23 protein-coding genes and 1 pseudogene are annotated in these 25238 nt (G+C 72.1%); 4 read left to right on the top strand and 20 right to left on the bottom strand.

Annotated elements, in window-relative coordinates; translation table 11 throughout:
- The 5 genes from B1L11_RS26560 to B1L11_RS47150 all read right to left on the bottom strand — a co-directional run.
- A partial coding sequence (locus tag B1L11_RS26560) for an MraY family glycosyltransferase (RefSeq protein ID WP_079317175.1) occupies positions 1 to 1233 on the bottom strand: 1233 nt, incomplete at its 3' end.
- Between the two features lie 63 nt (positions 1234 to 1296).
- Positions 1297 to 2559, bottom strand: coding sequence for a serine hydroxymethyltransferase (gene glyA, locus B1L11_RS26555; protein WP_079317163.1), 1263 nt, complete (start codon positions 2557 to 2559; stop codon positions 1297 to 1299).
- A 102-nt stretch (positions 2560 to 2661) separates the two neighbouring features.
- The gene (locus B1L11_RS26550; RefSeq protein ID WP_079317161.1) at positions 2662 to 3051 is read right to left on the bottom strand and encodes a hypothetical protein; all 390 of its coding nucleotides are present in this window, start codon (positions 3049 to 3051) and stop codon (positions 2662 to 2664) included.
- On the bottom strand, positions 3048 to 3233 hold the full coding sequence (locus tag B1L11_RS45650) for a hypothetical protein (RefSeq protein WP_143737569.1): 186 nt from the start codon (positions 3231 to 3233) through the stop codon (positions 3048 to 3050). The genes B1L11_RS26550 and B1L11_RS45650 overlap by 4 nt, the downstream gene beginning before the upstream one ends.
- 3 nt (positions 3234 to 3236) lie before the next feature.
- Positions 3237 to 4967, bottom strand: coding sequence for a hypothetical protein (locus B1L11_RS47150; RefSeq protein WP_079317159.1), 1731 nt, complete (start codon positions 4965 to 4967; stop codon positions 3237 to 3239).
- Between the two features lie 635 nt (positions 4968 to 5602).
- Here B1L11_RS47150 and B1L11_RS26535 point away from each other — a divergent pair.
- Complete coding sequence (locus tag B1L11_RS26535) at positions 5603 to 5800, top strand: hypothetical protein (RefSeq protein WP_143737565.1); 198 nt, start codon at positions 5603 to 5605, stop codon at positions 5798 to 5800.
- A gap of 200 nt (positions 5801 to 6000) precedes the next feature.
- On the opposite strand, the gene B1L11_RS26530 is transcribed toward B1L11_RS26535, so the two are convergent.
- The 9 genes and pseudogenes from B1L11_RS26530 to thrC form a co-directional block, all read right to left on the bottom strand.
- Positions 6001 to 6648: an L-threonylcarbamoyladenylate synthase gene (locus B1L11_RS26530; RefSeq protein WP_079317153.1), complete on the bottom strand. Its 648-nt coding sequence runs from the start codon at positions 6646 to 6648 to the stop codon at positions 6001 to 6003.
- A 66-nt stretch (positions 6649 to 6714) separates the two neighbouring features.
- Positions 6715 to 7569, bottom strand: a complete 855-nt coding sequence (gene prmC / locus B1L11_RS26525; protein WP_079317151.1) for a peptide chain release factor N(5)-glutamine methyltransferase — start codon at positions 7567 to 7569, stop codon at positions 6715 to 6717.
- A 147-nt stretch (positions 7570 to 7716) separates the two neighbouring features.
- Positions 7717 to 8763 (bottom strand): peptide chain release factor 1, encoded by a 1047-nt coding sequence (prfA, locus tag B1L11_RS26520; RefSeq protein WP_218671326.1) that lies wholly within the window; start codon positions 8761 to 8763, stop codon positions 7717 to 7719.
- 107 nt (positions 8764 to 8870) lie between these two features.
- A complete protein-coding gene (gene rpmE / locus B1L11_RS26515; RefSeq protein WP_079317149.1) occupies positions 8871 to 9089 on the bottom strand; it encodes a 50S ribosomal protein L31 in 219 nt (72 codons plus the stop codon).
- Between the two features lie 162 nt (positions 9090 to 9251).
- Positions 9252 to 9689, bottom strand: a complete 438-nt coding sequence (locus B1L11_RS48645) for a zinc ribbon domain-containing protein (protein WP_218671325.1) — start codon at positions 9687 to 9689, stop codon at positions 9252 to 9254.
- 115 nt (positions 9690 to 9804) lie between these two features.
- A complete protein-coding gene (locus tag B1L11_RS48640; protein WP_218671324.1) occupies positions 9805 to 10152 on the bottom strand; it encodes a helix-turn-helix domain-containing protein in 348 nt (115 codons plus the stop codon).
- A gap of 217 nt (positions 10153 to 10369) precedes the next feature.
- A pseudogene (gene rho, locus B1L11_RS26505) lies at positions 10370 to 12338 on the bottom strand (transcription termination factor Rho).
- 413 nt (positions 12339 to 12751) lie between these two features.
- The gene (gene thrB, locus B1L11_RS26500; RefSeq protein ID WP_079317147.1) at positions 12752 to 13678 is read right to left on the bottom strand and encodes a homoserine kinase; all 927 of its coding nucleotides are present in this window, start codon (positions 13676 to 13678) and stop codon (positions 12752 to 12754) included.
- Positions 13679 to 13721: 43 nt separating this feature from the next.
- Positions 13722 to 14780 (bottom strand): threonine synthase, encoded by a 1059-nt coding sequence (gene thrC / locus B1L11_RS26495; RefSeq protein WP_079317145.1) that lies wholly within the window; start codon positions 14778 to 14780, stop codon positions 13722 to 13724.
- A gap of 187 nt (positions 14781 to 14967) precedes the next feature.
- On the opposite strand from thrC, the gene B1L11_RS26490 reads away from it, so the two are divergent.
- Complete coding sequence (locus B1L11_RS26490; RefSeq protein ID WP_256862910.1) at positions 14968 to 16632, top strand: glycosyltransferase family 2 protein; 1665 nt, start codon at positions 14968 to 14970, stop codon at positions 16630 to 16632.
- On the opposite strand, the gene B1L11_RS26485 is transcribed toward B1L11_RS26490, so the two are convergent.
- The 4 genes from B1L11_RS26485 to B1L11_RS26470 all read right to left on the bottom strand — a co-directional run bounded on the left by B1L11_RS26485 (position 16619) and on the right by B1L11_RS26470 (position 21907).
- Entirely contained in the window at positions 16619 to 18280 is a 1662-nt protein-coding gene (locus B1L11_RS26485; protein ID WP_079317143.1) for a glycosyltransferase family 2 protein, read from the bottom strand. The two genes, B1L11_RS26490 and B1L11_RS26485, sit on opposite strands and share 14 nt — an antisense overlap.
- On the bottom strand, positions 18277 to 19392 hold the full coding sequence (locus B1L11_RS26480) for a family 2 glycosyl transferase (protein ID WP_079317141.1): 1116 nt from the start codon (positions 19390 to 19392) through the stop codon (positions 18277 to 18279). The genes B1L11_RS26485 and B1L11_RS26480 overlap by 4 nt, the downstream gene beginning before the upstream one ends.
- A gap of 120 nt (positions 19393 to 19512) precedes the next feature.
- Positions 19513 to 20331 (bottom strand): polysaccharide deacetylase family protein, encoded by an 819-nt coding sequence (locus tag B1L11_RS26475; RefSeq protein ID WP_179155330.1) that lies wholly within the window; start codon positions 20329 to 20331, stop codon positions 19513 to 19515.
- A gap of 82 nt (positions 20332 to 20413) precedes the next feature.
- Entirely contained in the window at positions 20414 to 21907 is a 1494-nt protein-coding gene (locus B1L11_RS26470) for a glycosyltransferase family 39 protein (protein ID WP_256862909.1), read from the bottom strand.
- A gap of 224 nt (positions 21908 to 22131) precedes the next feature.
- On the opposite strand from B1L11_RS26470, the gene B1L11_RS26465 reads away from it, so the two are divergent.
- Together B1L11_RS26465 and B1L11_RS26460 are read left to right on the top strand one after the other, a co-directional pair.
- The gene (locus B1L11_RS26465) at positions 22132 to 23115 is read left to right on the top strand and encodes a hypothetical protein (protein ID WP_079317137.1); all 984 of its coding nucleotides are present in this window, start codon (positions 22132 to 22134) and stop codon (positions 23113 to 23115) included.
- Entirely contained in the window at positions 23109 to 23471 is a 363-nt protein-coding gene (locus tag B1L11_RS26460; protein ID WP_079317135.1) for a GntR family transcriptional regulator, read from the top strand. The genes B1L11_RS26465 and B1L11_RS26460 overlap by 7 nt, the downstream gene beginning before the upstream one ends.
- A gap of 31 nt (positions 23472 to 23502) precedes the next feature.
- On the opposite strand, the gene B1L11_RS26455 is transcribed toward B1L11_RS26460, so the two are convergent.
- Complete coding sequence (locus B1L11_RS26455) at positions 23503 to 24525, bottom strand: hypothetical protein (protein WP_256862908.1); 1023 nt, start codon at positions 24523 to 24525, stop codon at positions 23503 to 23505.
- A complete protein-coding gene (locus tag B1L11_RS26450) occupies positions 24518 to 25117 on the bottom strand; it encodes a hypothetical protein (protein ID WP_079317133.1) in 600 nt (199 codons plus the stop codon). The genes B1L11_RS26455 and B1L11_RS26450 overlap by 8 nt, the downstream gene beginning before the upstream one ends.
- Positions 25118 to 25238 lie beyond the last annotated feature (121 nt).

The following is a 25238-nucleotide window of genomic DNA, read 5'->3' as shown; positions in this document are numbered from 1 at the left end:
CGGGGGAAGACGAGCGTGTCGTGCTCCGTCCCGCGTAGTGGCGGGGGCGGGGCGGGACGAGCGACTCCCGGCCGGACGCGCACCGATCTTCTGGTCGCTCTTGTGGTCCTGCGTCGCGGTGCGGCGCGACCGCCACCGCGGCAGGCCCATGATCACCAGCACCGCCACCGCGAGCACGATCGTCAGGGGGAACACGATGAGCGGCACGCGGCCGATCGACAGGCCCACGATGGCGAAGGCGAACAGGAACGTCCACGCGTACATGATCAGGACGCTGCGCCGGTGGGAGTGGCCGATGTCGAGCATCCGGTGGTGCAGGTGGCCGCGGTCGGGCGCGAAGGGCGACATCCCGGCCGATGTCCGCCGGACGACCGCCATGATCAGGTCGGCCAGCGGCAGCACCACGACCGCGATCGGCAGCACCAGCGGCAGGATCACCGGGAACCGGTTGATCTTGCCGACCACCGCGTCAGGCTCGACAGACGAAAGGCTCGTGATCAGCGAGGTGGCGAGCAGCAGGCCGAGCAGCATGGCTCCGGTGTCGCCCATGAAGATCTTGGCGGGATTGAAGTTGTGCGGCAGGAAGCCCGCGCACATCCCGATGAGGATCGCCGCGATGGCGGCCGTCCCGTTGATCCGCGAACCGCTCGCGGTCTGCTGGAGCACGATCGAGTAGGCGAAGGTCGCCATCGCCGCGATCCCGACGATCCCCGCGGCCAGGCCGTCCAGCCCGTCCACGAAGTTCACCGCGTTGATCACGACGACCACGATCATGATGGTGAGGATCGTGTACAGGGTCCTGTCGAGGGCCTGGGAGCCGCCCATCGACTGCGGCAGCGGGAGGAACTGCAGGTACACGCCGAAGTAGACGAGCAGCCCGCCCGCCGCGATCTGGCCGCCCAGCTTGACGAGCGCGTCCATGCCGAGCCAGTCGTCCAGGAAGCCGGTGACGACGATCAGGCCGCCGGCCGCGAGAAGGCCGATGACCGTCTGGCCCGTCTGGCCGCTGTCGAACGCGCCGCCGACGTACGGCAGCTTGCTCGCCACCAGCAGCGCCGCCGCCATCCCGCCGAACATCGCGAGCCCGCCCAGACGCGGAGTGGGCACCGTGTGCACGTCCCGCTCCCGCACCTCGGGCGCCGCGCCGATGCGCAGCGCGAACGCCCTGACCGGCGGCACCAGCAGGTACGTCACCGCGGCCGCCACGAGCGCCAAGAGGAGATATTCGCGCACGGACCTAGTTTCCTGGATAGGCGGATCGGTTGTGACGGGCAAAAGACACAGATCGCCCTATCCCTAACGGGGATATGCCGGATGCGTCGCGGTCAGCCCCTTTACCCGTTCGAGGACCGACGTTATCGCACCCGGCTGCCGGATGGCCCGGACGACGAGAGACGCGATCTCCCTCATTTCCGCCGCGCCCATGCCCTGGGTGGTCGCGCAGAGCGTGCCGACCCTGATCCCGGAGGTCACGGTCGCGGGCGCCGGATCGTACGGGATCGCGTTGTGGTTGAGCAGGATGCCGGCCTCGGCGCAGCGCCGCTCCGCCTCCGCCCCGCTCACCCCTGTCCCGCGCAGGTCGACCAGCGCGAGGTGGGTGTCGGTGCCGCCCGACACCGGGCGCAGCCCCTCGGCCGCCAGCCCTTCCGCCAGGGTCCTCCCGTTGTCCACCGCCGACGCGGCGTACGCCCGGAACTCGGGACGCAGCGCCTCGCCGAACGCCACCGCCTTGGCCGCGACGACGTGCATCAGCGGCCCGCCCTGGGTGAAGGGGAACACCGCCCGGTCGATCCCCGACGCCAGTTCGTCTGTGCACAGCACGCCTCCCCCGCGCGGGCCGCGCAGCGACTTGTGGGTCGTGAAGGTCACGACGTCCGCGTACGGCACGGCCGACGGGATGGCCCCGCCGGCCATGAGGCCGATCTCGTGGGCGACGTCCGCCAGCAGCCAGGCTCCGGCCTCGTCGGCGATGGCGCGGAAGGCGGCGAAGTCGATCAGCCGGGGATACGCCGTGGCGCCGCAGACGATCACCCGGGGCCGGTGGCGCAGCGCCAGGTCCCTCACCTCGTCGTAGTCGATCGTCTCGGTGTCCCGCCGCACACCGTAGGAGACGACGTGGAACCACCTGCCGGAGAAGTTGACCTTGGACCCGTGGGTGATGTGGCCGCCGTGCTCCAGCGCGAGCGCCAGGACGCCGTCCCCCGGCTGCAGAAGGGCCGCGTACGCCGCCAGGATGGCCGTGGTGCCGCTGTAGGGCTGCACGTTGACATGGTCTGCCCCGAACAACCGCTTGGCCCGCTCTACGGCGATCTGCTCGGCGCGGTCCGCCACTTCGCAACCGCGGTAGTACCTGTGGCCCGGATAGCCCTCGGCGTACTTGTCGTTCAGCGTCGAGCCGAGCGCGGCGAGGACGGCGGGCGAGGACAGATTCTCGCTGGCGATGAGTTGGAGCCCGCCGCGCAGCCTGGCGACCTCGTCGAGCAGCACCTGGGCGACGTCCGGGTCCTGCGCGGCGAGCCGGGCGAAATCAGGCCCGTAGAACGGCTCCGAACTGTCCATGGAACCGGCTCACAATCCCGTGGCGGTCTTCGCTCCAAGAGTAGACCGCCCGCAGGCCGTCGCGCGGGCGTCGTCGCTGTTCAGGAGGTTGCCGAAGGGTGTTCAGGAGGTGAAGGCGTGCGGCGCGCCGGCCTTGCCCGGAATCCAGCGCGGCGTGTCCGCCGCCTGGTCGCTGATCGCCGTCAGCACCGCCTGGCGGTACATCCCGAGCCGGTTGCGCCATTCGGCCAGGTCCCGGACGTACCGCTCGGCGACCGGCGCGTCCCACACGTCCCTGCTCCGCGACATCTCGTACGGCTTGTCCAGCGACTTGGTGAGCTGGTCCATCAGCGGGACCACCTGCAGCCACAGGTCGACGAGCTTCTGGTACTCCGGGTTGAACACCCAGCCCGTCGGCTGCCCGCCGGGCGAGAGCAGGTCGGTGCTCGACGGCGCCGGTGGGGTCTCCCCCGGCTGCAGCGGAGTCGGCGCCGGCGGGTCGACATAACTCACGATCGCGCCTCCTGTGCGAAGCCGGCCAGCACGCCGGCGTTGGTCGTCGCATGCCCTGCCTCTGGCACCCCGGCGACCCCGCCGATGTGCCTCACCTGCCTGGTCGCGGCCGATCCGGCCGCCTCCGGGCGTCGCCGGGTTTCAGCCCGAGCCCGCACGAGCAGCGGGAACGTCGCTCGCACGCGTCACTTCTCCGGCTGCCGGATGACGACTTCGACGGCTTCGACGCGGCCGGCGGGCCCGTCGGGCTGAATCTTCCTGGCCACCCAGTCGCCCTTGCCCCACTCCCCTTCCGGGACGCCGACGTCCGGCATGTCCACGGGCTCGATGTCCCGATGGTGGTCCGCCGGCATGCGCGGCACGGCCTCGTCGTCCGAGTGGCGCGCGGGGTAGCTGAGCACGTCCCCGGGCTGCGCCTCCGCGAGCGACCGGGGATCGGGAGCCGGAGCCTGGCCGGTGTCCCGCGTCCCCGCCGCGTCATTGGTCCCCGAGCCGCGCGTGCCCGCGTCATGCGTGTCCGCGCCGTATGAGCCATGACCGTGCGTCCCCGCACCGTGTGAGCGATAGCCGTCAGTTCCCGCGCCGTGCGTGGCCGTGCCGTGTGTACCTGGGCCATTCGCGCCAGCGCCGTCCCGGACCGCCCCGTTCGCGCCCGTGGCGGCGTCGTTGTCGCATGCTCGCCCGCTCGTACCCGCCGCGCCGTCGGCTCTGTCGCTCACACCGGTCGTCCCGGTGTGGCCCGACGCGCCGGTCGCGCCAGTCGCGCCATCGCCACCGGCACCCGCCGTGCCCGCTGCCCCCGCCGTCCCGGCCGTGTGGGCCTCTCCGGCCGCCGTCGTCCCCACCGCGTGCAGGCTGCCGGTGACCGTACCGGTCGCACCCGCCGCATGCCCGGTGCCGGGGGCATCCACCGCCTGCAGGCTGCCGGTCACCGTGCCGGTCCCACCTGATGTCGCGGGCGGCGCATCGGCCGTGCCCGTGGCACCGGCCGTAACCGCCGGGTGAGCCGTGCCGTTCGCCGCGTTGATCCCAGCAGGCGCCGCGTCGGCCGCGCCCGCCGGGTGTGCGGTCACGGTGGCCGGAGGCGCCGCAGGCGCTGTACCCGCGGCACCGGCCGTAGCCGCCGGATGCGTGGTCCCGGTCGCCGCACCGTCTGCGGCCGTGTCGCTCGTGTACGCATGACCGCCGGCGCTCGCCGTCACCGCGCCGTGGCCGGCGGCAGTCCCCTGCACGGCGTTCGTGTTGCCCTCCGCGAGCGGATCACCGGAGAGGTTGTCGGCGGGGGTGCCGACGTAGGCGCCCATGGGATCGCCGGGCGCGAGGCCGGGTTGCGGAGGCTGGTTCGCCGCCGGGTTGGTCGGCTCGGCGGGCGGCACCAACCCGGGCGGCCCGTCCGGGTGCGCACCGGTGACGGTCGCCGTCTGCGCGTCCGCGCCGGGCATGCCGATCGGCTGGGCGCCCTGCGGGGGCTGGTTCATCGGGGTGCTGACGACCTTGACACCGTCGACGACGGTCACCTGCCGGCCGGCGGGGTCGATGTCGTCCGGGTGATCCTTGCCAGGCGTGTCGTAGAAAGAGGAGTCGCTTCCGGCCGTGGAAGGCTGCTCCCCCGCCGCTTTCGAATCGACCGGCGTGCCCTGCCCCGGGTTCTGGTCCTGCCCGTGGACGACGCCCTGTTGCCCGCCGCCGGACTGGCTCTGCGCGGCGCCCTGGCCGTCGCCGACCGGCTGCACGTGGCTCGTGCCCTGATCCCGGCCCACGACCTGATCGCCCACGACGTGATCGCCCCCCGGCCGGCTGCCCCGGACCGGCAGGCTGATTCTGGCCCGCGCCCTGACCCAGACCCTGGCCCACGCTCTGGCCGTCGCCGACCGGTTGGCCTTGACCGGCGGGCTGGTGAACCTGGCCGGAACCACCGCCGGTCGCGCCCGCGTCGCCGGTGCCGCCCACGGCGCCGTTGGGGCTCCCCGTCTGGCCCGCCCCGGAGCCGGTCCCCGCGCCGGTGTCACCGCTCGCACCGGTGGCCGCAGGCGTCCCCGTGCCCGTACCGGTGGTGTCGGCGGGGTGGGCCGGACCGTGCGTCGAGGAGGGCATCTGGGCGAGGGAACCCTCGACGGTGGCGTAGGAGGGCTTGTCCGCGAGCTTTCCCTCGGCCACGCCGCGACCTCCGCCGTCGCCGTTCGCGCGGGTCGCGCCGTCGGCGGCGCTGTGCGCCCGGTGGGAGGTCTCGCCCTTCGCGGTGCCGGAATCGCCCGAGCCATTCGCGGGCGACGACGAGTGGGGGGCGTCCTGCCTGTCGTGGACCGCCTTCCCCTCGGCCCTGCCCTCGGACTTGCCGTCAGGCTTCGCATCCGCCTTGTGGCCGGACTTGTGCTCGTCCGCCTTCGCTTCGGACTTGTGGTCGGACGTGCCGTCGCTCTTGTGATCGGCCTTGTGATCGGGTTTGGCGTCGCCCTTGGCGCCCTTGTCGTCCTGTGCGCCGGACTTCGGCGCCGGATCGTCCGCAGGCGCGGTGGTGTCCCTCTCCTCGGTGAAGGAGGCTCCGTGGGCCGTGGGGACCTTGCCCGGGCTCTGCTGTTTCTCCTTCTTCTCCAGCAGGGTCACCCGGTTCGTGACGTCCTTGACCATCGTCGAGCACGCGTCGGCGACCTGCGACGGCCGGTGGGTCACGTGCACGGAGACGCCGGCCGTACGCGTCAACTGGGTGACCCGGGCCTCGATGCCGTCCATCTGCCTCGCGGCGTGCTGAACCTCCGACAGCAACTCACGGACGAGCTTCGGATCCATCCCGTCGAGCTTGGCCATGGGCGCGCCTCCACAGAGATATCGGCGCACTTCACGGTAGCCGGGGTGGCATCAGTAAAGAAGCCCGATAGCCAGACGGCATCGATCGCCCTGATCAGAGCCCCGGCGACGTCTCACATCGCGAGACGTACGCCCGGATCGCGGTCACTCCTCGGTCGCGAGGTATCCCACCAGGCCGCGGATCTTGTCCACGGGGATCGCGCCCTTGCGCAGCACCCGGGGCACGGCGGTGGTCAGGTCGACGATCGTGGACGGCACGGTGTCCTCGCAGGGGCCGCCGTCGAGGTAGACGTCCACCGAGTCCCCGAGCTGCTCCTCGGCCTCGTCCACGGTGGTGGCCGGCGGGTTGCCTGCCCGGTTGGCGCTGGAGACCGCCATCGGGCCCGTCTCCTTGAGGAGGTCCAGCGCGACCGGGTGCAGCGGCATGCGGACGGCGACCGTTCCCTTGGCGTCGCCGAGGTCCCACGACAGCGAACGGTTGGCCCTGAGGATGAGCGTGAGCGGCCCGGGCCAGAAGGCGTCCACCAGGTCCTGCCCGTACGTCCCGAGGCTCTCCACGAGGGCGTTGGCGGCCCGCACGGTGCCCACGAGGACCGGCACCGGGATGTCCCTGCCCCGGCCCTTCGCCTCCAGCAGCGCGTTGACGGCGGAAGGAGTGAAGGCGTCGGCGCCGATCCCGTACACGGTGTCGGTGGGAAGCACCACGAGCTCGCCCCGCCGTACCGCCGAGGTCGCCTCGGCCAGTCCGGTCATCCGCTCCGTCTGGTCGGCACAGTCAAACCGTCGGCTCACGAAGCCATCCTTCCACGTGTCCCGGCCGGCTCCGCCGCCGCGTGGCCGCCGAACGGGCCATTCGAATCAGTCCTGGGTCAGCCGGGCCGTGACGAACCTGTCCCGGCCGGTCAGGTCCTGGCGCAACCGCACGTCGCGCCAGCCGTTCTCCTCGGCGAACAGCCAGTAGACGGCGTTCCCCTGCTGGTCGGCGTGCTCGACCACGGCGAACCCGCCCGGCCGCAGCAGGCGCCGCGCCGTGCGTTCGACGGCTCTCACCTCGTCCAGCCCGTCCTCCCCCGACCCGTACAGGGCCCGCGAGGGATCGTAGTCGCGCACCTCGGGGTCGCGCGGGATCGCTCCGGGCGGGATGTACGGGGGGTTGGAGATGACCAGGTCCACCTGGCCGTTCAGCTCCGGCAGGCAGTCGGCCAGATCCTCCGGATGCAGGGTGGTGCGGCCCTGGCCGTGTTCGAGGATGTTGCGCTTGGCCCAGCCGTACGCCACGGGGTCGATCTCGACGGCGTGCACCTGCGCCAGCGCGACCTCCTGCGCGATCGACAGCGCGATGGCCCCGGAACCGGTGCCGAGGTCGACCACGACGGGAGAGGCGACGTCCATCTCGCGCAGCCGGTCGATCGCCCAGCCGGCCACGACCTCGGTCTCTGGCCTGGGCACGAACACGCCCGGGCCCACTTCGAGGGAGAGGTAGCGGAAGTACGCCCGGCCGGTGATGTGCTGCAGCGGCTCGCGTGCCTCACGCCGGGCGACGCCCTCCCAGAACCGCGCGTCGAAGTCGGCGTCCTTGATCGTGTGCAGCTTGCCGCGCGGAACGCCGTGCACGAAGGCCGCGATCTCCTCGGCGTCCGTTCGGGGTGACGGCACTCCCGCCTCGGCGAGCCGGGCGGTGGCGAGGGCGATTTCGTCGAGCAGGAAGGTCATGGTCTCTTACAGCACGGTCGTCGCGGCGTGGCCTGGGGATCGTCGGTCATGGGCGGACGGGCCGCCGCCGGGACGGCCCACGGTCATTCGACGACCCACGTCCATCACCGCTTCTCCCATCGTCCCCTCATCAGGCTCGCCGCGGACTCACGAATGAGCGGCCAGCTTCTCCGCGAGTTCGGCGTCGAGCAAAGCCTGTATCACCGCATCGAGATCGCCGTCCAGGACTTGGTCCAGGTTGTAGGCCTTGAAGCCCACGCGGTGATCCGAAATGCGGTTCTCCGGGAAGTTGTAGGTGCGGATGCGCTCGGAGCGGTCGACCGTGCGCACCTGTGACTTGCGCTCGGCCATCGCGGCCGCCTCGGCCTCCTCCTGCGCCATCACGAGCAGCCTGGCGCGCAGGATGCGCAGCGCCGACTCCTTGTTCTGGAGCTGGCTCTTCTCGTTCTGACAGGAGACGACGACCCCGGTCGGAAGGTGGGTGATCCGCACGGCCGAGTCGGTCGTGTTGACGCTCTGGCCGCCGGGACCGCTGGAGCGGAACACGTCGATGCGCAGGTCGTTGGGGTCGATCTGGACGTCGACCTCTTCGGCCTCCGGATAGACGAGCACTCCGGCGGCCGAGGTGTGGATGCGGCCCTGCGACTCGGTCACCGGCACCCGCTGGACGCGGTGCACGCCGCCCTCGAACTTGAGCCGCGACCAGACGCCCTCCCTCCCCTTGATGGCGACGGTGACGTCCTTGTAGCCGCCGAGGTCGGAGTGCTGCGCGTCGATGATCTCGGTCTTGTAGCCGACCCGCTCGGCATACCTGAGGTACATCCGCAGGAGGTCTCCGGCGAACAGGGCCGACTCCTGGCCGCCCTCGCCCGCCTTGATCTCCATGATGACGTCCTTGTCGTCGTTGGGGTCGCGCGGGACCAGGAGACGGGTGAGCTTCTCCTCCAGCACCGGGACGCGGCCCTCCAGCTCGGCCGCCTCCTCCGCGAACGCCGGGTCCTCCGCCGCGAGCTCGCGCGCGGCCGCCAGGTCCTGCCGTACGCCTTCGAGCTCCCGGTAGGTCGCGACGATCGGCGTGAGCTCCGCGTAACGCTTGCCGTACGTCCGCGCCTTGCTCTGGTCGGCGTGCACGGCGGGGTCGGCGAGCCGCAGTTCCAGATCCGCGTACTCACTCATGATCTCGTCGAGGTTCACCGCACGCTCCTTTGCTCAAGCTCCTCGGTAAAGGCCGTAATCACCAAGAACGCCGACCCGGAGACGCCCCAAGAGAGGGGCACCCCCGAGCCGGCGTCCTGGAGGAGCTACTTGCTCTGGGCCTTCTTGCCGAAGCGCGCCTCGAAGCGCGCCACCCGGCCACCGGTGTCGAGGATCTTCTGCTTGCCCGTGTAGAAGGGGTGGCAGGCGGAGCAGACGTCGGCGTGGATCACGCCGTTCTTCGCGGTGCTACGCGTGGTGAAGGTGTTCCCGCAGGTGCAGGTCACCTGGGTGACCACGTACTCCGGGTGGATGTCGGGCTTCATGTCTCAGTCCTTAACGCTAGGCGCGGTCGCCGGGTCGCTCCGTCTGTCACGGCCTGCGCGCATCGGCACACCTGTGATGCGCGGCGCGGGAACCGGTACCGCTGCGGTTCGGCTACCAGTGTGCCAGATCCTCCAACCATCCCAGGCCATGGGCTATTCCGTTCACTGAGGATCAGTGTTTCTCAGCGATTCGCCCGTTGCCGGACGAAGGTCCCCTCTTGCCCGGGCGGAGGCCCGGTGGGGGGTAGACGCTTCACAGCCACCCGCCGGGCTGGGCCCGGCCTTACGGTCGGCTCCACGTCCGTTTACCGTCTCCGGGCCACTCCCGGCGACATGCTTCACGAGGGAAGCCAGGTTGAGCGCGGCGTTGCGGTCCCGGTCGATGACCAGGCCGCACGCCCCACATGCGAAGGTGCGCACGCGCAGGGGCAGCTTGGCTTTCACTGCCCCGCACGCCGAACACGTCTTCGACGAGGGGAACCACCGGTCGGCCACGACCAGCCGCCCGCCGTTCCAGGCAGTTTTGTAGCCGAGTTGGCGGCGGATCTCCCCGAACCCGGCATCGGCGATGGCGCGGGCCAGACGCCGGTTACGGACCATCCCGGCGACCCTCCAGCCGGATCGGCCCGGTGGTGAACCGCACCGACATCGCGGCCCTGCGCTTGGACCGGATACCTGGGAACCCCAGCCTCGGCCCCGTGCGCCGGCCCTTGCGTCAGTCGCTCCAGTTCTTCAACGCAGTCGCCAGGCGTTCCAGGCCGCAGGCGTAGGCCTCCTTGGAGTTGTCCGCCCACCACGGCGCCACATCGGCCTTCGCCGCGTTCCACGCCTTGCGCAGCGAGTACATCGACCACGACACCGGCGGGGTCAACTGATCGTCAGGGATGCCGTAGGACTTCTCCGCCTCCCGCTGTTGGAGGTTGGCCTTCACCAGGGCCAGGCCCCAGTTGAACGCGACCCGTGCCGCCCCGCAGTGCGAGGCCAGCGCACGGGCCTGGGCGGGGGTGGGATCGAGGGCGTACCGGTAGGCCTGGACGACCAGCACCACACCCTCCCCAGACATCAGCGCAATCTTCTTGCGCCACATTTTGCCCGAGCTCTGCTGTCACGGAGGGTTTCCCGTCGACCCGGCAGGCCGCCGCAGCGCTCAGCCTGGACGAGTGGACGGTCCGCCGCGGCTACGCCGACGCTGTCGGCGCGGTGGCCGGCGTCGTCCTGCCGCTCGCCGAAACGCCGACGCCCGGACGGCGCGGCCGTCCGGGGCGTCGGTCGGAAGTGCGTCAGTCGCGGTCGTTGCTGACCGTGGTCTTCTGCACCTGGAGCAGGAACTCGGCGTTGGACTTGGTCTCCTTCATCTTCTCGAGAAGGAGCTCCAGCGCCTGCTGCATGTCGAGGGCGTGGAGGACGCGGCGGAGCTTCCAGACGATGGACAGCTCCTCCTTGGCCATGAGGATCTCCTCCTTGCGGGTGCCGGACGCGTCCACGTCCACCGCGGGGAAGATGCGCTTGTCCGCGAGCGACCGGTTGAGCTTGAGCTCCATGTTGCCGGTGCCCTTGAACTCCTCGAAGATGACCTCGTCCATCTTGGAGCCGGTCTCGACGAGAGCCGTGGCGAGGATCGTCAGCGAGCCGCCGTTCTCGATGTTGCGGGCGGCGCCGAAGAACCGCTTCGGCGGGTAGAGCGCGGTCGAGTCGACACCACCGGACAGGATGCGGCCGCTCGCGGGCGCCGCGAGGTTGTACGCGCGCCCGAGGCGGGTGATCGAGTCGAGCAGCACGACGACGTCGTGGCCCAGCTCCACCAGCCGCTTGGCCCGCTCGATGGCGAGCTCGGCGACGGTGGTGTGGTCCTCGGCCGGGCGGTCGAAGGTCGAGTGGATGACCTCGCCCTTGACCGACCGCTGCATGTCGGTGACCTCTTCCGGACGCTCGTCCACGAGGACGACCATCAGGTGGCACTCCGGGTTGTTGCGCGTGATCGCGTTGGCGATCGCCTGGAGCACCATGGTCTTGCCTGCCTTGGGCGGCGACACGATCAGGCCGCGCTGGCCCTTGCCGATCGGCGACACGAGGTCGATGATCCGCGTGGTCAGGACGTTCGGCTCGGTCTCCAGCCGCAGGCGCTCCTGCGGGTAGAGCGGCGTGAGCTTGTTGAAGTCGGGCCGCTGGCGGGCCTGCTCCGGGTCCATGCCGTTGACGGTGTCGAGGCGGACCAGGGCGTTGAACTTCTCGCGCCGCTCGCCGTCCCTCGGCTGCCGGACGGCGCCGGTGATGACGTCGCCCTTGCGCAGGCCGTTGCGGCGGATCTGGGCGAGCGAGACGTAGACGTCGTTCGCGCCCGGCAGGTAGCCGCTGGTCCGCACGAAGGCATAGTTGTCGAGGATGTCCAGGATGCCGGCGATCGGGATCAGGACGTCGTCCTCGCCGATGACCGGCTCGTTGCTCTCGAAGCGGTCGCGCCCGCGGCGGCCACGCTCGCGGAAGCGGCCACGGCGCCCGCGGCCGTCCTCGCCCTGCTGGTCGCCCTTGCCGTCGGCGCGGCTGTCCGTACGGCTGTCGCCGCGCCCGTCGGAGCGGCCGTCACGGCCGTCGGCGCGGCTGTCGCCGCGGCCCTGCTGGTCACGACGGCCCTGGCCGCGTCCCCGGCGTCGGCGGCGCGCTGGTCACCGCGCTGGTCGCCGCGGCCGTCGCGCTCGCGGCCCCTCTCGCCCCGCTCACCGCGCGTGCGGCGCTCGCGGCGGTCGCCGCGCTCGGGCGCTCGGCGCGGGTCTCGGACTGGGCGGCCTCGGCCTGCGGCTCGGCGACGGCGGCGACGCCGTTCTGCGTGGCGTCGGCGGCCACGACGGGCGCGGCCTCGACCACGGGACGCTCCTCACGAGCCGCGACGACGGGCTCGGCAGCGGGCGTGGCGGCGGGCGCGGCCTCGGACGCGGGCGTCGCGGCGGCGCGGGAACGTTCCCGGCGGCCACGGGCGGGGCGCTCGGCGACGGCGGGAGCTTCGGCGGCGGCCTTCGGCTCGGCCGCGGCCTCTCCCGATCCGCCCTGCTTCTCCTGGATGGCCGCGATGAGCTGGCTCTTGCGCATCCGTCCGGTCCCCGTGATGCCGAGGCTGGTCGCCAGGGCCTGAAGCTCGGGGAGCACCATGCCAGCCAGGCCGGTGCCGGAGCGACGTCGCGGACGGGCCGGGGCGGAAGTGGGGGTGTCGCCGGCGGCCTGGCCGTCGGAGAGGAGTTCGGTGGTGTCGCTCAACTAAGGGTCCTTCCCAGGGGTCGGGCGCCAGAATCGTGCGTCCAGGCGTCCCGGTGATGCGACCCGGCGGGACAGACCGGGTCGGGCTTCGCGAATCTCATGTGTCGATGACCCTCGGGATTCGCGAGCGGTAGGTGCCCGGGGGCGATCCCCCGGATTGCCGCCACCGACCAGATGTCTTGGTGGTTCGAACGCGCATGTCTCCGAGAACGCCGCCTCCGGCCATGCCACCCGAGGGTGTGCCGACTGGAGGAAACGGTTTCGGGGAAATCGCCCTGCCCGCGTCGAAGGACGCGAGGCGAAGTGCAGCGATGTGCGAATGACAAGCACGCACCCAACACGGGGGCACCTGGTGCGGCTATCAGCCTAACATCACCAGCGCGCACAGCTATTCCCTGAAGGTCGAAGAAGCATCAGCGTGTCTCGGGAAACCGAACGTACGCACCAAGCGGGTCGACGTTCATTGGCTGGATGTGCCAGTCATTACCCACTTCTGGCGCGATCAAATCCTTGGTGTCCCGTGTCGTCAACGCGAGAACCGTCGGACCGGCCCCCGAGACGACGGCGGGCACCCCGGCCTCGCGGAGCCGTCGCACCAGTTCGGCGGTGCGGGGCATCGCGGGCGCGCGGTACCTCTGGTGCAGGCGGTCCTCGGTGGCGGCGAGCAGGAGATCCGGTTCCGGTCTCTGTGTCAGCGCCGCGACGAGCAGAGCCGCCCGCCCCGCGTTGGCCGCCGCGTCCGAATGCGGTACGTCCTTCGGCAGCAGCCCCCGAGCCTCCTCCGTGGACAACCGGAAATCCGGGATCAACGCCACCGGCCGGACGTCCTCGTGCGGAGTCAGTTTCACCATACTCGCCGCTCCGGACTGGTCCGTCCAGGCGATGGTGAGACCGCCCGCCAGGCACGGGGCCACGTTGTCGGGATGCCCCTCCAGCTCCGTGGCCAGCGCGAACACCTCGGCGTCCGGCAGGTCCCCCGCGCCCCGCGCGCGTACGAGGGCGCGGGCCGCGAGGATGCCGGCGCAGATCGCCGCCGACGACGAGCCGAGCCCCCGCGCGTGCGGAATCCGGTTGCGGCAGCGCAGCGCGATGCCGTCCGGCTGGGCGAATCCCATGCGGTCGAACGTCGCGCGCATGGTCCTGACGACGAGGTGGCCCTCGCCCTCGTCCAGCTCACCGGCGCCCTGGCCCTCCACGGCGATCCGCACGCCGGGAGAGCCGGAGATCTCGGCCTCCACCTCGTCGTACAGGTCGAGCGCGAGACCGAGGCTGTCGAAACCGGGGCCGAGGTTGGCGCTCGTCGCCGGCACGCGGACGACGACGCCCTGACTGTCCGTCAATTCGTCACCTGAACCCTTTGATGGGCGGGAATGAGGGGGCCGGTCAGGCGAGTCCCAGCGCGGCCGCGGCGGCGTAGGCGTCGATCGGGATCGTCACGGGCGCCGGGGCGCCGGAGATGGCCCAGTCGGGGTCCTTCAGGCCGTTGCCGGTAACGGTGCACACGACCCGCTGCCCCGGCGTGAGCAGGCCCTGCTCGTGCGCCTGGAGCAGGCCGGCGACGCTCGCGGCGGAGGCGAGCTCGACGAACACGCCCTCCTCCTGCGCGAGCAGCTTGTACGCCGCGGCGATCTGGCGGTCGGTGACGGCCTGGATGTCGCCGCCGGACTCGTCGCGCGCGGCCTCGGCGAGCCGCCAGGAGGCGGGGTTGCCGATCCTGATCGCCGTCGCGATCGTCTGCGGGTGGGTCACGGGGCTGCCGCCGACCAGCGGCGCCGCGCCGCTCGCCTGGAATCCCAGCATTCGCGGCCGCTTGGTGGCCACGCCGTCGTCGGCGTACTCCTTGTAGCCCATCCAGTAGGCCGAGATGTTGCCGGCGTTGCCGACCGGGATGCAGTGGACGTCGGGCGCGTCGCCGAGCGCGTCGACGATCTCGAAGGCCGCCGTCTTCTGGCCCTGCAGGCGGTGCGGGTTCACGGAGTTGACCAGCGCGATCGGGTAGGTCTCCGCGAGCTTCCTGGTCATCTCCAGGCAGTCGTCGAACGAGCCCTCGACCTGCAGCAGCCTGGCGCCGTGCACCAGCGCCTGGGCGAGCTTGCCCATCGCGATCTTCCCGCGCGGCACGAGGACGGCGCAGGTCAGCCCGGCCCGTACGGCGTAGGCGGCGGCCGAGGCGCTGGTGTTGCCGGTGGACGCGCAGATGACCGCCTGGGCGCCCTCCTCGACAGCCTTGCTGATCGCGACGGTCATGCCGCGGTCCTTGAAGCTGCCGGTCGGGTTGAGGCCCTCGACCTTGAGATGGACGTCACAGCCCGTGATCTGGGACACCCGCTTGGCCGGGACGAGCGGCGTGCCGCCCTCGAGCAGGGTCACCACGGGCGTCGTCGTGGAGACCGGCAGACGGTCGCGGTACTCCTCGATCAGGCCACGCCAAGCCCTGAACATTGGTCGCTCCTCCCACGCGCGCATACGCGTGTCACCAGGGGTATCGGTCACCGAGTCTACGGCCAACCGTTTGACGTGCGGACTTCGTTGTCCACCAAATGGACATATTGGGCGCCACCTTAGGGAACTGTCAGCGGGTTTCGCTACTGTGGAGCGGCCCTTTGACCATCGCTGTAGAGGACGAGGATTGGCCCACCTGACGGGCGTGGAGCCCCGGCCGAGAATTCGCCACAACGACTACTCTCCGCTCACGCCGCCGCCCATCGGCGGCTGGACGCCCACGCTCAGCGCGAGTGTCGTCATCCCCGCGCACGGCGGACAGCACCGCCTCGATCTGACGCTGGCCGCACTGGCCGCGCAGACCTATCCCGCGCACCTCACCGAGGTGATCGTGGTGGACGACCGCAGCGACCCTCCGCTGCGCCTGCCCGATCTGCGGCCGGACAACACCCGCGTCGTCGTGGTCCCGCCCGGCGGATGGGGCGCCGGGCACGCGATGAACGCCGGCATCGCGGCGGCCGAGGGCGAGATCGTGCAGCGTCTCGACGCCGACATGGTGATCTCACGGGAGCATCTGGAGGCGCTGTTCCGCTGGCACCATCTCACCGACTACCTCGTCACGATCGGCGGCAAGAAGTTCGCCGAGGAGCCGGCCCTCACTCCCGCGCAGGTCCACGAGGCCGTACGGCACGGCTCTCCCGAGGACCTGTTCGGCCCGTCGGCGCTGGTGTCCAGCTCGACCGAGGAGACCATCCGCCGCCTCGACGGCCTGCGGGCCAGCAAGAACCCCTACCAGGTGTGCACCGGTCCGACGGTCTCCCTGCGGCGGGCCCTGCTCGACGAGGTCCGGGGCTTCGATCCCGAGGTGGTGCGCGGCCAGGACACCGAGTTCGCCTACCGGCTCGCGCAGGCGGGGGCGGTGTTCGTCCCCGACATGGAGGCCCGCGCCGTGCATCTCGGCCTGCCCGCCCAGCGCGGTGAGCACGGCAAATCGATCGTCCGTCTCGTCGAGGCCCATCTGGCCCACCGGGTCCCGCTCCGCCGCGACCTGCGCAAGGAGCCCGGCCGGCGCTGGCTCGTGCCGTACGTCGAGGTCGTCTTCGACGTGACGGGGGCGGACGAGCGGCGGATCGTCGCGGCGGTCGACGCGGTGCTGCGCGGCACGCTCACCGACGTCGCGGTGACGCTGGCCGGCCCCTGGTCGCCGCTGGAAGGCGGACGCAGGTGGGCGCCGGGGACCGAGGCGTTCGACCTCGCCCTGGTCAGGGCGGCGTTCGGGCACGACGCGCGGGTGCGGTTCGCGGAACGGGCGGCGCCGACCGCCGCGCCCATCCCCTTCCGCTACACGGCGCCCGTCGACGCCCCTCCGGCTCCGGCACTGCTCGAGCGAGCGGTCAAGGCGATGCTGGAGGAGCGGATCGGCCTGCTGATCCTGGACCTGCCCGGCGGGGGCACGGCCACCCTGGAGCGGACCGAGGCGGTCGCGCGCGCCCGCCGCCTCACCGCGCCGGGCGAGGACCCGGCCGACGTGATCGCGCAGACCCACGGCGTGCGGCACGCCGCGGCGAGCGAGTTCGAGGAGCTTCCCAAGGCTCCGGCGAAACCGGCCGCCCCCGCCGCGTCGCAGACCGCCCGGAACCCGGCCGCCGCGCAAACTCCGAAACCGGCCGCCGCGCGAACGCCGAAACCGGCCGCGGCGCGAGGCCCCGGACGCCGGAGGCCGCGCCGCCGCGCCGCCGCGGCCTGTTCCGCCCGTTCCTCGACCATCCGACGCCGGCCCCGCCCCGCGACTCCTGTCGCGCGACGGCGGGGCCCGGCCGGTCAGGTCTTCTTGCCCGTCAGGTCTTCTTGAACGTGAAGGGCCGGGTGATGCCCCGGGCGATGCCACGCAGGCCCCGGGCGCGATGCAGCGCCGAGACCTGACCGCGCAGCACCGAGACCTGCCGCCGCAGGGTGCCCATCTCCCGGCGGAACTCGACGGCCGACTTGCGCCACCGCGCCGCCTCGTCGCGCCACCTGGTCACCTGCCCGCGCAGCCGCTCGACCTCCTTGGTCAGCCGCTCGACCTCGGCCTGCGCCTGCACCCGCTTGCGATAGGCGGTGCGCGGATTCATGTAGGCCGGGGCGTCCGCGGCGGCCCGGAAGCCGAAGGTCTCGCCGTCGACCCAGTACGTGCCGAACATCTCGTCCACGGCGTCGTCGAGGTCCTCGCCCTCCTCCGCGACGAGGACGGCGCGGGAGAACGCCTCGGTGCGTTCCAGGCGGGCGGCGGTGACGCCTTCCGCGTCCTCGGCCAGGAGCACGCTCACCAGTCCGAGCTCCCGACCGCGCAGCACCTCGATCAGCCGGCCGAGGCTGTCCTCCTCCGGCACCCAGCCGGGCGGGATGCGCAGGCGGTACGGCGAGTGGGTGTCGGACGCCGCCGTGGCCAGCCGCACCCGGCCCTCGTGGGTGTAGTGGGCCCGCAGCAGCACGAGATCGAGACGCGGGTCCTTGAGCGGCGCGCGCTGCTCGGGCGCGAGCTCGTCCCACGGGCCGGTCAGCACCACGGCGAGGTCGGTCACCGTGCCGGCCAGCACGCCGTCCACGGTGGCCCTGACGTCGTCGTACGATCCCGCGGCGGCGTCCACGAGGACCTCCACCTGCGGGACCTTCCATTGCCGTGAGGGATGGGTGCGCAGCCACCGGTAGCCGGGGACCCGGTCGGTGACCAGGGCGTGACTGACCCGGCTGACCGGCGCGCTGTCGCGCATGCGCATGGACGGGCCGAGGTGGTAGGCCCTGGCCTGCGGGTCGGGGATGAAGACCGCGCCCGCCTGCGCGAGCCGGTAGCCCATCTCGGTGTCCTGGCCGAGGATCATGTCGGGGTCCATCGGCCCGGCCCGCTCGAACAGCCGGGCGGAGACCGACGACGCGCCGCCGATGTGGATGCTGAACGGTCGCGGCGAGTGGACCAGCCCGTCCGACCGCCGCACCAGGTCCTCGATCCAGGTGTGCGGCTCCGCCGGCTCGAAGAGCTTCGCCAGGTCGTCCGTCCCCGCGACGTCCGCGGGGTCGGGCAGCGGGGCGGTGGTGAACCGCAGGTAGGAGGTGACCGACAGATAGGGCGCGAGGTGGTGCCAGCGCATGTGCGCCTCCACCTCCTCCGGTTCTGGGACGACGTCGGAGTCCATCCAGTGGATGACGTCGCCCGTCGCGGCGGCCAGCCCGGTGTTGCGTGCCCTGGCCCGGCCCGGCGCCGCGCACACCAGCAGCCGCGTGTCGCGGGGCCGGATCTCCGGCAGGCGCAGCGGCGGCTCGCTGCCGTTGTCGACCACGATCACTTCGAGCAGGTCGGCCGGGTACGTCTGCCTGGCCAGCCCGGCGAGTGTGAGGTCGAGCTTGGCCTGGTTGGCGTACGCGGGGATGACCACGCTGACCCGCAGGCGGGGCGTCCACGACGACCCGATGGCGGGCGGCTGGAGGACGGTGTAGTCGTTTCCTCTGATGCGTGGCGTCATGGCGCTTCCAGAATCACACTCGGGCGAAAACCGCGCCATTGGTTCGCGGCGACTCGCAGGAAGTGGGCAAGAGGAAGGTTCCAGGTGTGGTCGGCGCTGACCGATCGCCGCAGGACGTAGCCCAGGCCGTGGGTGCGGTAGACGCGGCCGCCTGCCGCCTCGACCGCGTGCAGGAGGTGCGCGTCCTCCCCGCGGTCCAGTGGCCCGAAGCCGCCGACCTGCTCGAAGACCTCGCGGCCGAGCAGGATCGTGCCGCCCGCGACGTGGTCGGCCCACACCTCGCTGCTGTAGTCGACGCGGCGGATCGTCGCGTGGAGAGGCTGGAGGTAGAAGAACTCCGGCGCGGTCCCGACCAGCTCCGCCCCGGAATAGGCCATGGCCAGCAGCAGGTCGGCCAGGTGCTCGGGGCCGTACCAGTCGTCGTCGTCCCATTTGGCGACGATGCCGGTGGACGCCCGTGCCGCCGCCATGTTGAGCACCGTTCCGAGCGGCGCGCCCGGCTCGGCCTCGATCACCGTGATCGGGTGGGGGAACTCCTCGACCGCCTCGCGCACCCGCGCGGCCGGGAACCCGTGCAGGGCGACGACCGCCTCCAGGCCGACGCCGCGCTGGCGGGCGAGCTGCCCCAGCGCGTGGCCCACGTAGTGGGGCCGCCGCGTGGCCATGACGACGGTCACCGGGGCGAGGCCGGTGCCGACGCCCCCGGCCCGCAGCGCGTGCCTGCGCAGGAGCACGCTGTGCTCTTCCCTGCGCAGGTCGGCGACCGACTCGGGGGTGCCGTCGCCGGCCTCGGGGGTCCAGGCCGCGGCCAGGCCGGCGAGCACGGGATCGGCCTCGCGCACCCACCTCGGCGGGTCGTCGCAGGTGAGCGGCACCCCCGCGGCGGCCAGGGCGGTGACCGTGTCCAGTGCCCCTGCGTCGGGCTCCTCCGGCCACTCCACGCGAAGCCCGCGCAACGGCCGGAGGGCGGCGACGTCGGCGGACTGCGGGAGGACGGCCAGCGGCCGGCCTCCCACCGCCCATCGGCCGTCGCTCCAGGACAGCGTCGCGGTCTCCTCGGTGGGGCTGCGTGTGAAACCGTACGGCGAGCACATGCCGGTCGTCACCGTCACGGTGTCCCTCCCGCGCGTCCGTTTACAGGCTGGTGAACTTCTATCAGCCGAACCTTGTGAATCCCTGTGACCCTCGTAGTCAACCTGACGACTCGCTGTGACCTGGCGCGGCAGGCGGGATCACGACACGGGCGACACGTCCCCGCCGACGACGTCGCCCATCGTCTTCACCTCGATCTTCTTGGCTTTCCGCTGCTGGGCCAGCCAATCGACGAAGGCCGCGAACTCCTTGGGCGCCGTCGCGTACTGGTCCCGCGGGTCGTTCTTTATCTCGTGGAAGACGAAGGTCACCATGCCGGGGTCGTCCTCCCGCTGCGCGCGGGTGACGAACTCCCGCAGCGTGCGGGCCGTACGCGGCAGGCGGGTCTGGCTCGTGGCGCGCACGGCGGCGGGGTCCGCGGGCGGGATCGTCTCGGTGACCGGGCAGGCGCGGCAGCTGTCCGGCCGGTACAGGCCGTTGATGTCGCGGGCGCTGTTGTAGCCGCAGCTCATCGCGATCCGCTCGCCCGACTCGTCGAAGTCACCGAACGGGTAGGCGAACGAGCGCACGGCGAAGCCCATCTTCAGCAGCGCCCGCCTGTCGTCGCAGATCTCCGTCTGCTGCGTGGCGTCGAACGTCTCCGACAGATGCGGATGGTGAAGGGTGTGGCCGCCGATCTCGTGGCCCTCCTTCGCGATGGCACGCAGCGCGGCCACGCTCAGGAAGCCGCGCCTGCCGAGGCGGCCGCTGTTGACGTAGAAGGTGCCCTTGAGGCCGCGCCTGCTCAGCATTCCGGCGGCGGCGAGGTGGTCGGCCGTGCCGTCGTCGAAGGTGAGGACCACGGTCGGCACCCCGGACGCCCGCGCGGAGACGGCCAAGTCGGCCGCCGCCGCGGCCGGGTGCTGGAGTCCCGCGATCGACGCCGTGGTTAGGAGACAGGCCGGCAGAAGTCTCTTCACCGTAAGTCGCATGAAGCGAAACTTTACTCAGAATTGGCAATTACTCTTGCGGGCGATGTCCAACCGTGATGAAACGGTCCATTCACCTCTTGCCGCGGACGCGCTCGAACAGCGCGACGGTCAGGCCCGGCAGCTCGGCGGAGTGCCAGGCCGTCGAGAGGCGGTATCCGGCCGCACGGACGGCGGCCACTTTGGGGATCTTCTTTCCCGTCAGCCCGGCCTGCTTCGTCCCGCGCCAGACCACCCAGACCCGGCGGTGCCCGGCCAGGGCCTCGGCGAGGTCGTTCCGCTCCACGTACTCGAAGGCCGGGCCCTGCCCCCTGAGAAGCACGTCCTCGGGGAGGCCCTCGCGGCCGTAGTAGACGAAGCCGGTGCGCAGCCGGCTCTGGCCGTACACGATGGCGTCGCCGGAGCGCTCCCGCGCCCGGATCACGCCGACCGCGCCGGGGAAGTCGTCGTAGTGGCCGTTGCGCTGCCGGTAGTCGGCCTGCGCGGGCGCCCCCAGCAGCGCCACGACCAGTACGACGGGCACGCAGACCAGCGCGAAGGGCACGGGAGCCAGGCGGACCGAGGCCAGGGCCACGCCTCCCGCCAGGGCGAGGGCGGGTGCCGTGACGAACACGTAACGGTCCACGTAGGCCGGGGTCACCAGTGCGTCGATCACGAGCAGCAGCACCGGCGGGAGGACGAGCCAGCCGCCCACGAGGACGCCCCAGGGGACCGACCTGCGCAGCAGGATCACCACGCCCACGACGGCGATAGCGAACAGCGGCGGCCCGGCGAGGTCGGAGCCCGCCGCGTGCTTGGGGAACTTCAGCAGCACGTCGGGCCCATGTGGCTGGATCCAGCTGATCGCATGGCGCTCGCCCCAGCCCACCAGGGCGAGCACCGCGAGGGGAACGCACCCCACCGCCGTCGCGGGAACGATCCTGGTCAGGAACGTACGGCGGGGCAGGGCGAGCAGGGCGGCCAGGAACTGGGCCGGGAGCACAAGAACCGAGAACAGATGCGTGCAGCCGAGCAGCGCCACCGACGCCGCGTACCACCGGACCTGTCTCCAGCCGACGGAACATGTGGGCGCCTCGGCCACCCGGTGCAGCGCCCAGGCGGAGACGACGGCCGCCGCCGCCGCGAACGCGTACGGCCGGGCGTTCGCGCCGTGGTAGGACACCGACGGCAGGACGGCGAACAGCGCCGCGGCCAGCACGCCCGCGCGCGGACCGGCGAGCCTGCGGCCGAGGTCGGCCAGGAAGCCCGCCGCCACACCGGCCGCGAGGGCCGAGGGCAGGCGCAGCCACCACTCGGCCTCCCCCAGCCATGACCAGGCGTGGATGAGCAGGTAGTAGGGCAGAAAGTGGCCGTCGATCTGCTGCACGAGCCCCCACAGCCCGCTCAGCGGCCGGGCCACCGCGGCGCTGTAGGTCGCCACCTCGTCGGCCGACAGCGACGCCGTGGTGCCGGAGATGGCGACACAGGTGGTCAGCAGGCCCGCGAGCAGCGGCGTCCAGCGGGGCCAGTCCTTCGCGCCGGCATCCGTCCCCTGGCCGGACGTCCGGACCACCTCGCCCGTAACCACGCTTCCCCCCACAGGACTGATCATTTCGACCACACCAAGGACATCGAACACGCACGGACACGCGGATCGGCGGGGCGTTATCCGATCGAGTCGTTGCCCCACGGGCCTCACGAAGCCCTCCGTTCCGGACATGCCGGGCTCCACCGTACAGAGATCTCAGTGGGGACTCCTCGCGGAACTGTTTGATTGTTATAGTGACATGCAAACAGTATGGGAGGTGGCTCGTGTACGACTCCCCCCTGCACGACGCCGGGCGGCCCGGCCGGCCGCGCCGCCTGGCCCTGACCGTCGCGCCACCGCTTCTCACCCTCCTCTTGCTCCTGCTACTCTTCGCCGTCTTCCGGGACCGGCTGCCCGGCCGGGCCTACGTCTCCGATTGGGAGCCGCGGTACGCGCCTGGATGGGGTCAGTGGCTGAGGTCGGCCGCCCTCTCCATAGGGGTCTTCGAGGTGGTGTTCCTCGCCGCGTTCACGCACTACTGGCGCTGGCCCGAGCTGCAGCGCTGGTTGGTCACGTGCTCCGTCGCCATGAGCGTCTCGATGGCGGCGGGGAATGCTGTCGCGCTGACGGCATTGATCGACTCCGCCGGACCCACCGCCCCGCCGGCGTGGGAGGTTCCAGCCGAAATCGCCCTCACCGTTCTCGGAGGCGCCGCGGGCTGGTGGCTGACGGGTCCCCTGCCGCCCGCGCCCGGCGCGCGCACCGCACCGCCCCCGGGAGTGCCCCTGCTGCCGCTCGCGCCGGCCCAGCGGGCCGTCTACGCCGTGTCCGCCTGGTACCCGCGCTCGCTCCTGCAGGGGGCGGCGATGCTCGCCTTCGGCTGGTTCGGACTCTTCAACCTCTCACGCTCCTGGCAGGGGACAACGCTGATGGCGCTGATGGGGCTCATCGCGGTCCTCTCGGCGCGCACCCGGCTCCGCATCGACGGCAGCGGCGTCGAGGTCAGCCTGCCGGGGCTCGGCGGCCTGCGGCGGGTCGTGCCGTACGACACGGTGCTCTTCGCCTCTGTGCTGCCGGAGGCGTCCGGCAGGGGGCTCGGCATGATCGGCAGCAGCAGGGGCTGGGGATACGTCAGCGGCCGCGGTCCGGTGCTGGCCCTCCGGCTCACCGACGGCCGGGAGTTCCTGTACTCGACACGGGACGCCGATACGGCCGCCGCGCTGGTGAACGCGTCCCTCGCCCGTGCCAGGGGAGCCGCCGGGTGCTGATCGTCGTCGATCCGTCCTCGGCTCAGCCCCTGGCCGACCAGGTGGCGGCCTCGGTGCGCGCGGCGGTCGCCAGGGGCGCGGCGGTCCCCGGCGACAAGCTGCCCTCGGCACGGGCCGTCGCCGCGGCGCTCGGCATCAACCTGCACACCGTGCTACGCGGCTACCAGCAACTGCGCGACGAGGGCCTGGTCGAGCTGCGCCGGGGGCGCGCGGCGACGATCACAGAGCTCGCCGCCGAGGGCGGCCGCCTGCGCCTGCGCGAGGCCGCCGAGGAGTTCGCCGGCGCCGTACGGCACCTCGGGGCCTCCGAGGAGGAGGCCCTCGACGCGGTCCGCAGAGCTCTGGGTCGCGTCTGACGGCGTCCGCGACGCCGGGAGGCCGGGCCGGTCAGGCCGTTTCGCCGTCCAGGGGGCGGCGGCGGAACCGGCGCAGGTTCACGACCAGGAGGGCCGCGGCGGCGACGGCCGCCACGGCGCAGGCGGCGAGGACCGGCACGCTGGGGCCGTCCTCCGCCGCCGCCCGTTCTCCGGCCGCCGGGAAGGTGATCGTCCCGGTGGCCGTGCGGCTGACGCGGCCGCTGCGCAGGGTGAGCCGGAACTTCCAGGGCCCGGCGGGCAGGTCGTCGCCCAGCAACACGGTCACCTGACCGTGGCCGCCGGGAGGCAGCGTGGTGGCGCGGGTGCTGCGGAACGGCCCGGCGCTGAGCGCGCTCGGTCCCTCCGACAGCCGCACCTCGCCCTCCAGGTCGACGGCGCGCTCCCCTGTGTTGCCGACCTCGGCCACCAGGCGCGGCCGCCCGTCGTCGGTGCGCCCGGCGGCCACCTCGCCGATCCGGAAGCTCGTCGGCGGTTCGCCGCCCGGGCCCACGTCAAGGTAGGCGCGGACGCCCACCCGGTTGACGAGCGCGACGTTGCCCGACGGGCCGGGCGAGGCCGAGGCGATCTCCGCCCAGATGACGGCGTAGCGCTCGCCCTTGGAAGCCGTGGGCGGCACCGCGACGGTGGCCGTCACCGGGACGCGGCCGTGCGGCGGCAGGTCCACCGCCGTCCGGTCGAGCGTGATCCAGGAGGTCAGCTCGTTGGCGGTACGCGCGGGGGCGAACGTGAAGCCCTCGTCGCCGACCCGGGCCGCGGCGGGATACACGTTCACGTGCTGCCGTCGCGACGAGGTGCTGAAGACCTCGAGACGCCGGGTGAAGGTGGTGCCGGGATTCACGTGGTCGACGATGAACGCGTGCGAGCGCGGATCGTCCAGGCGGTTCTCGGGGATCTCCAGCAGCCGGATGCCGAACCTCTCCGGGCGGCGCCGCTGCGCGTCGCCGGCGGCCGCCGCCGGTGCGGCGGCCATCACCTGCAGCACGATCGCGAGCAGGCCGGAGGCGACGACCCTGCGGGCTGAACGGTCAGGCAACGGAGTGGTTCACCGTGCCGGTGTAGGTGCCCGCCACGGCCTGGGCGGGGACGTTGACGACGATGGTCGGGTCCCAGGTGGCGGAGTTGTCGCCGGAGCCGCTCGTCTTGCTGAACGCGGTGCGCGACACGTTCAGCGACTGGGCGTCCGCGGCGGTCGCCTGTCCCGGACTGAAGTTGGCGGCGGTACCGCCGGTGTACGTCCCAGTGCCGGACCAGTAGAGGACCGCGGTGTTGGGCACGGTCTCGGCGGGGGTGCCGCCGCCGGTGGTGAAGCCCCCCGCGGCGGCCGACACCGTGGCCACCCACGTCGCGGTGAGCGCGGCGCGCTGGTCGGACACCGTGACCGGACCCAGCGCGCCGCTGATCTGGCCTCCCGGCGCGCCGCTGCCGATGTTCACGGGACCGTCGGGCACGGTGATCGTCAGGCCGTCGGGGGCGTTGACGGTGAAGGTGACCGTCGTGGGGCAGGTGGTCGACGCCGGGCAGGTGGCCGCTCCGGCGGGCGACGCCGTCGACGCGAACGTGAGCGCCGCGACCAGCGCCAGTCCTGCGACACCCGCCGACGGCGCGGCGACACTCCTCTTGCCCATCTGCCGATCTCCTCCGTCGTTGCGAGGCCCCGTCCGGGCCTCGGTCGATGACATCCTGGCCGGTCCGGGGCGTACGGCAGGGTTCTTCCGCCGGTGTCTGGAGACCCTTTGTGATCAGATG

Source organism: Microbispora sp. GKU 823 (assembly GCF_002027145.1).
In the GTDB taxonomy this organism is placed as follows: Bacteria; Actinomycetota; Actinomycetes; order Streptosporangiales; family Streptosporangiaceae; genus Microbispora; species Microbispora siamensis.
The sequence above is the reverse complement of the archived record's forward strand: the minus strand, read 5'-3'. Positions and strand labels throughout refer to the sequence as shown.

Coding starts and splice junctions, on each gene's coding strand:
- B1L11_RS48645 (WP_218671325.1), bottom strand. CDS start 9,689: ATGGTCCGTAACCGGCGTCTGGCCCGCGCCATCGCCGATGCCGGGTTC.
- prmC (WP_079317151.1), bottom strand. CDS start 7,569: ATGACCTTCCTGCTCGACGAAATCGCCCTCGCCACCGCCCGGCTCGCC.
- rpmE (WP_079317149.1), bottom strand. CDS start 9,089: ATGAAGCCCGACATCCACCCGGAGTACGTGGTCACCCAGGTGACCTGC.
- B1L11_RS26450 (WP_079317133.1), bottom strand. CDS start 25,117: ATGGGCAAGAGGAGTGTCGCCGCGCCGTCGGCGGGTGTCGCAGGACTG.
- thrC (WP_079317145.1), bottom strand. CDS start 14,780: ATGTTCAGGGCTTGGCGTGGCCTGATCGAGGAGTACCGCGACCGTCTG.
- B1L11_RS48640 (WP_218671324.1), bottom strand. CDS start 10,152: ATGTCTGGGGAGGGTGTGGTGCTGGTCGTCCAGGCCTACCGGTACGCC.
- B1L11_RS26485 (WP_079317143.1), bottom strand. CDS start 18,280: ATGACGCCACGCATCAGAGGAAACGACTACACCGTCCTCCAGCCGCCC.
- glyA (WP_079317163.1), bottom strand. CDS start 2,559: ATGGACAGTTCGGAGCCGTTCTACGGGCCTGATTTCGCCCGGCTCGCC.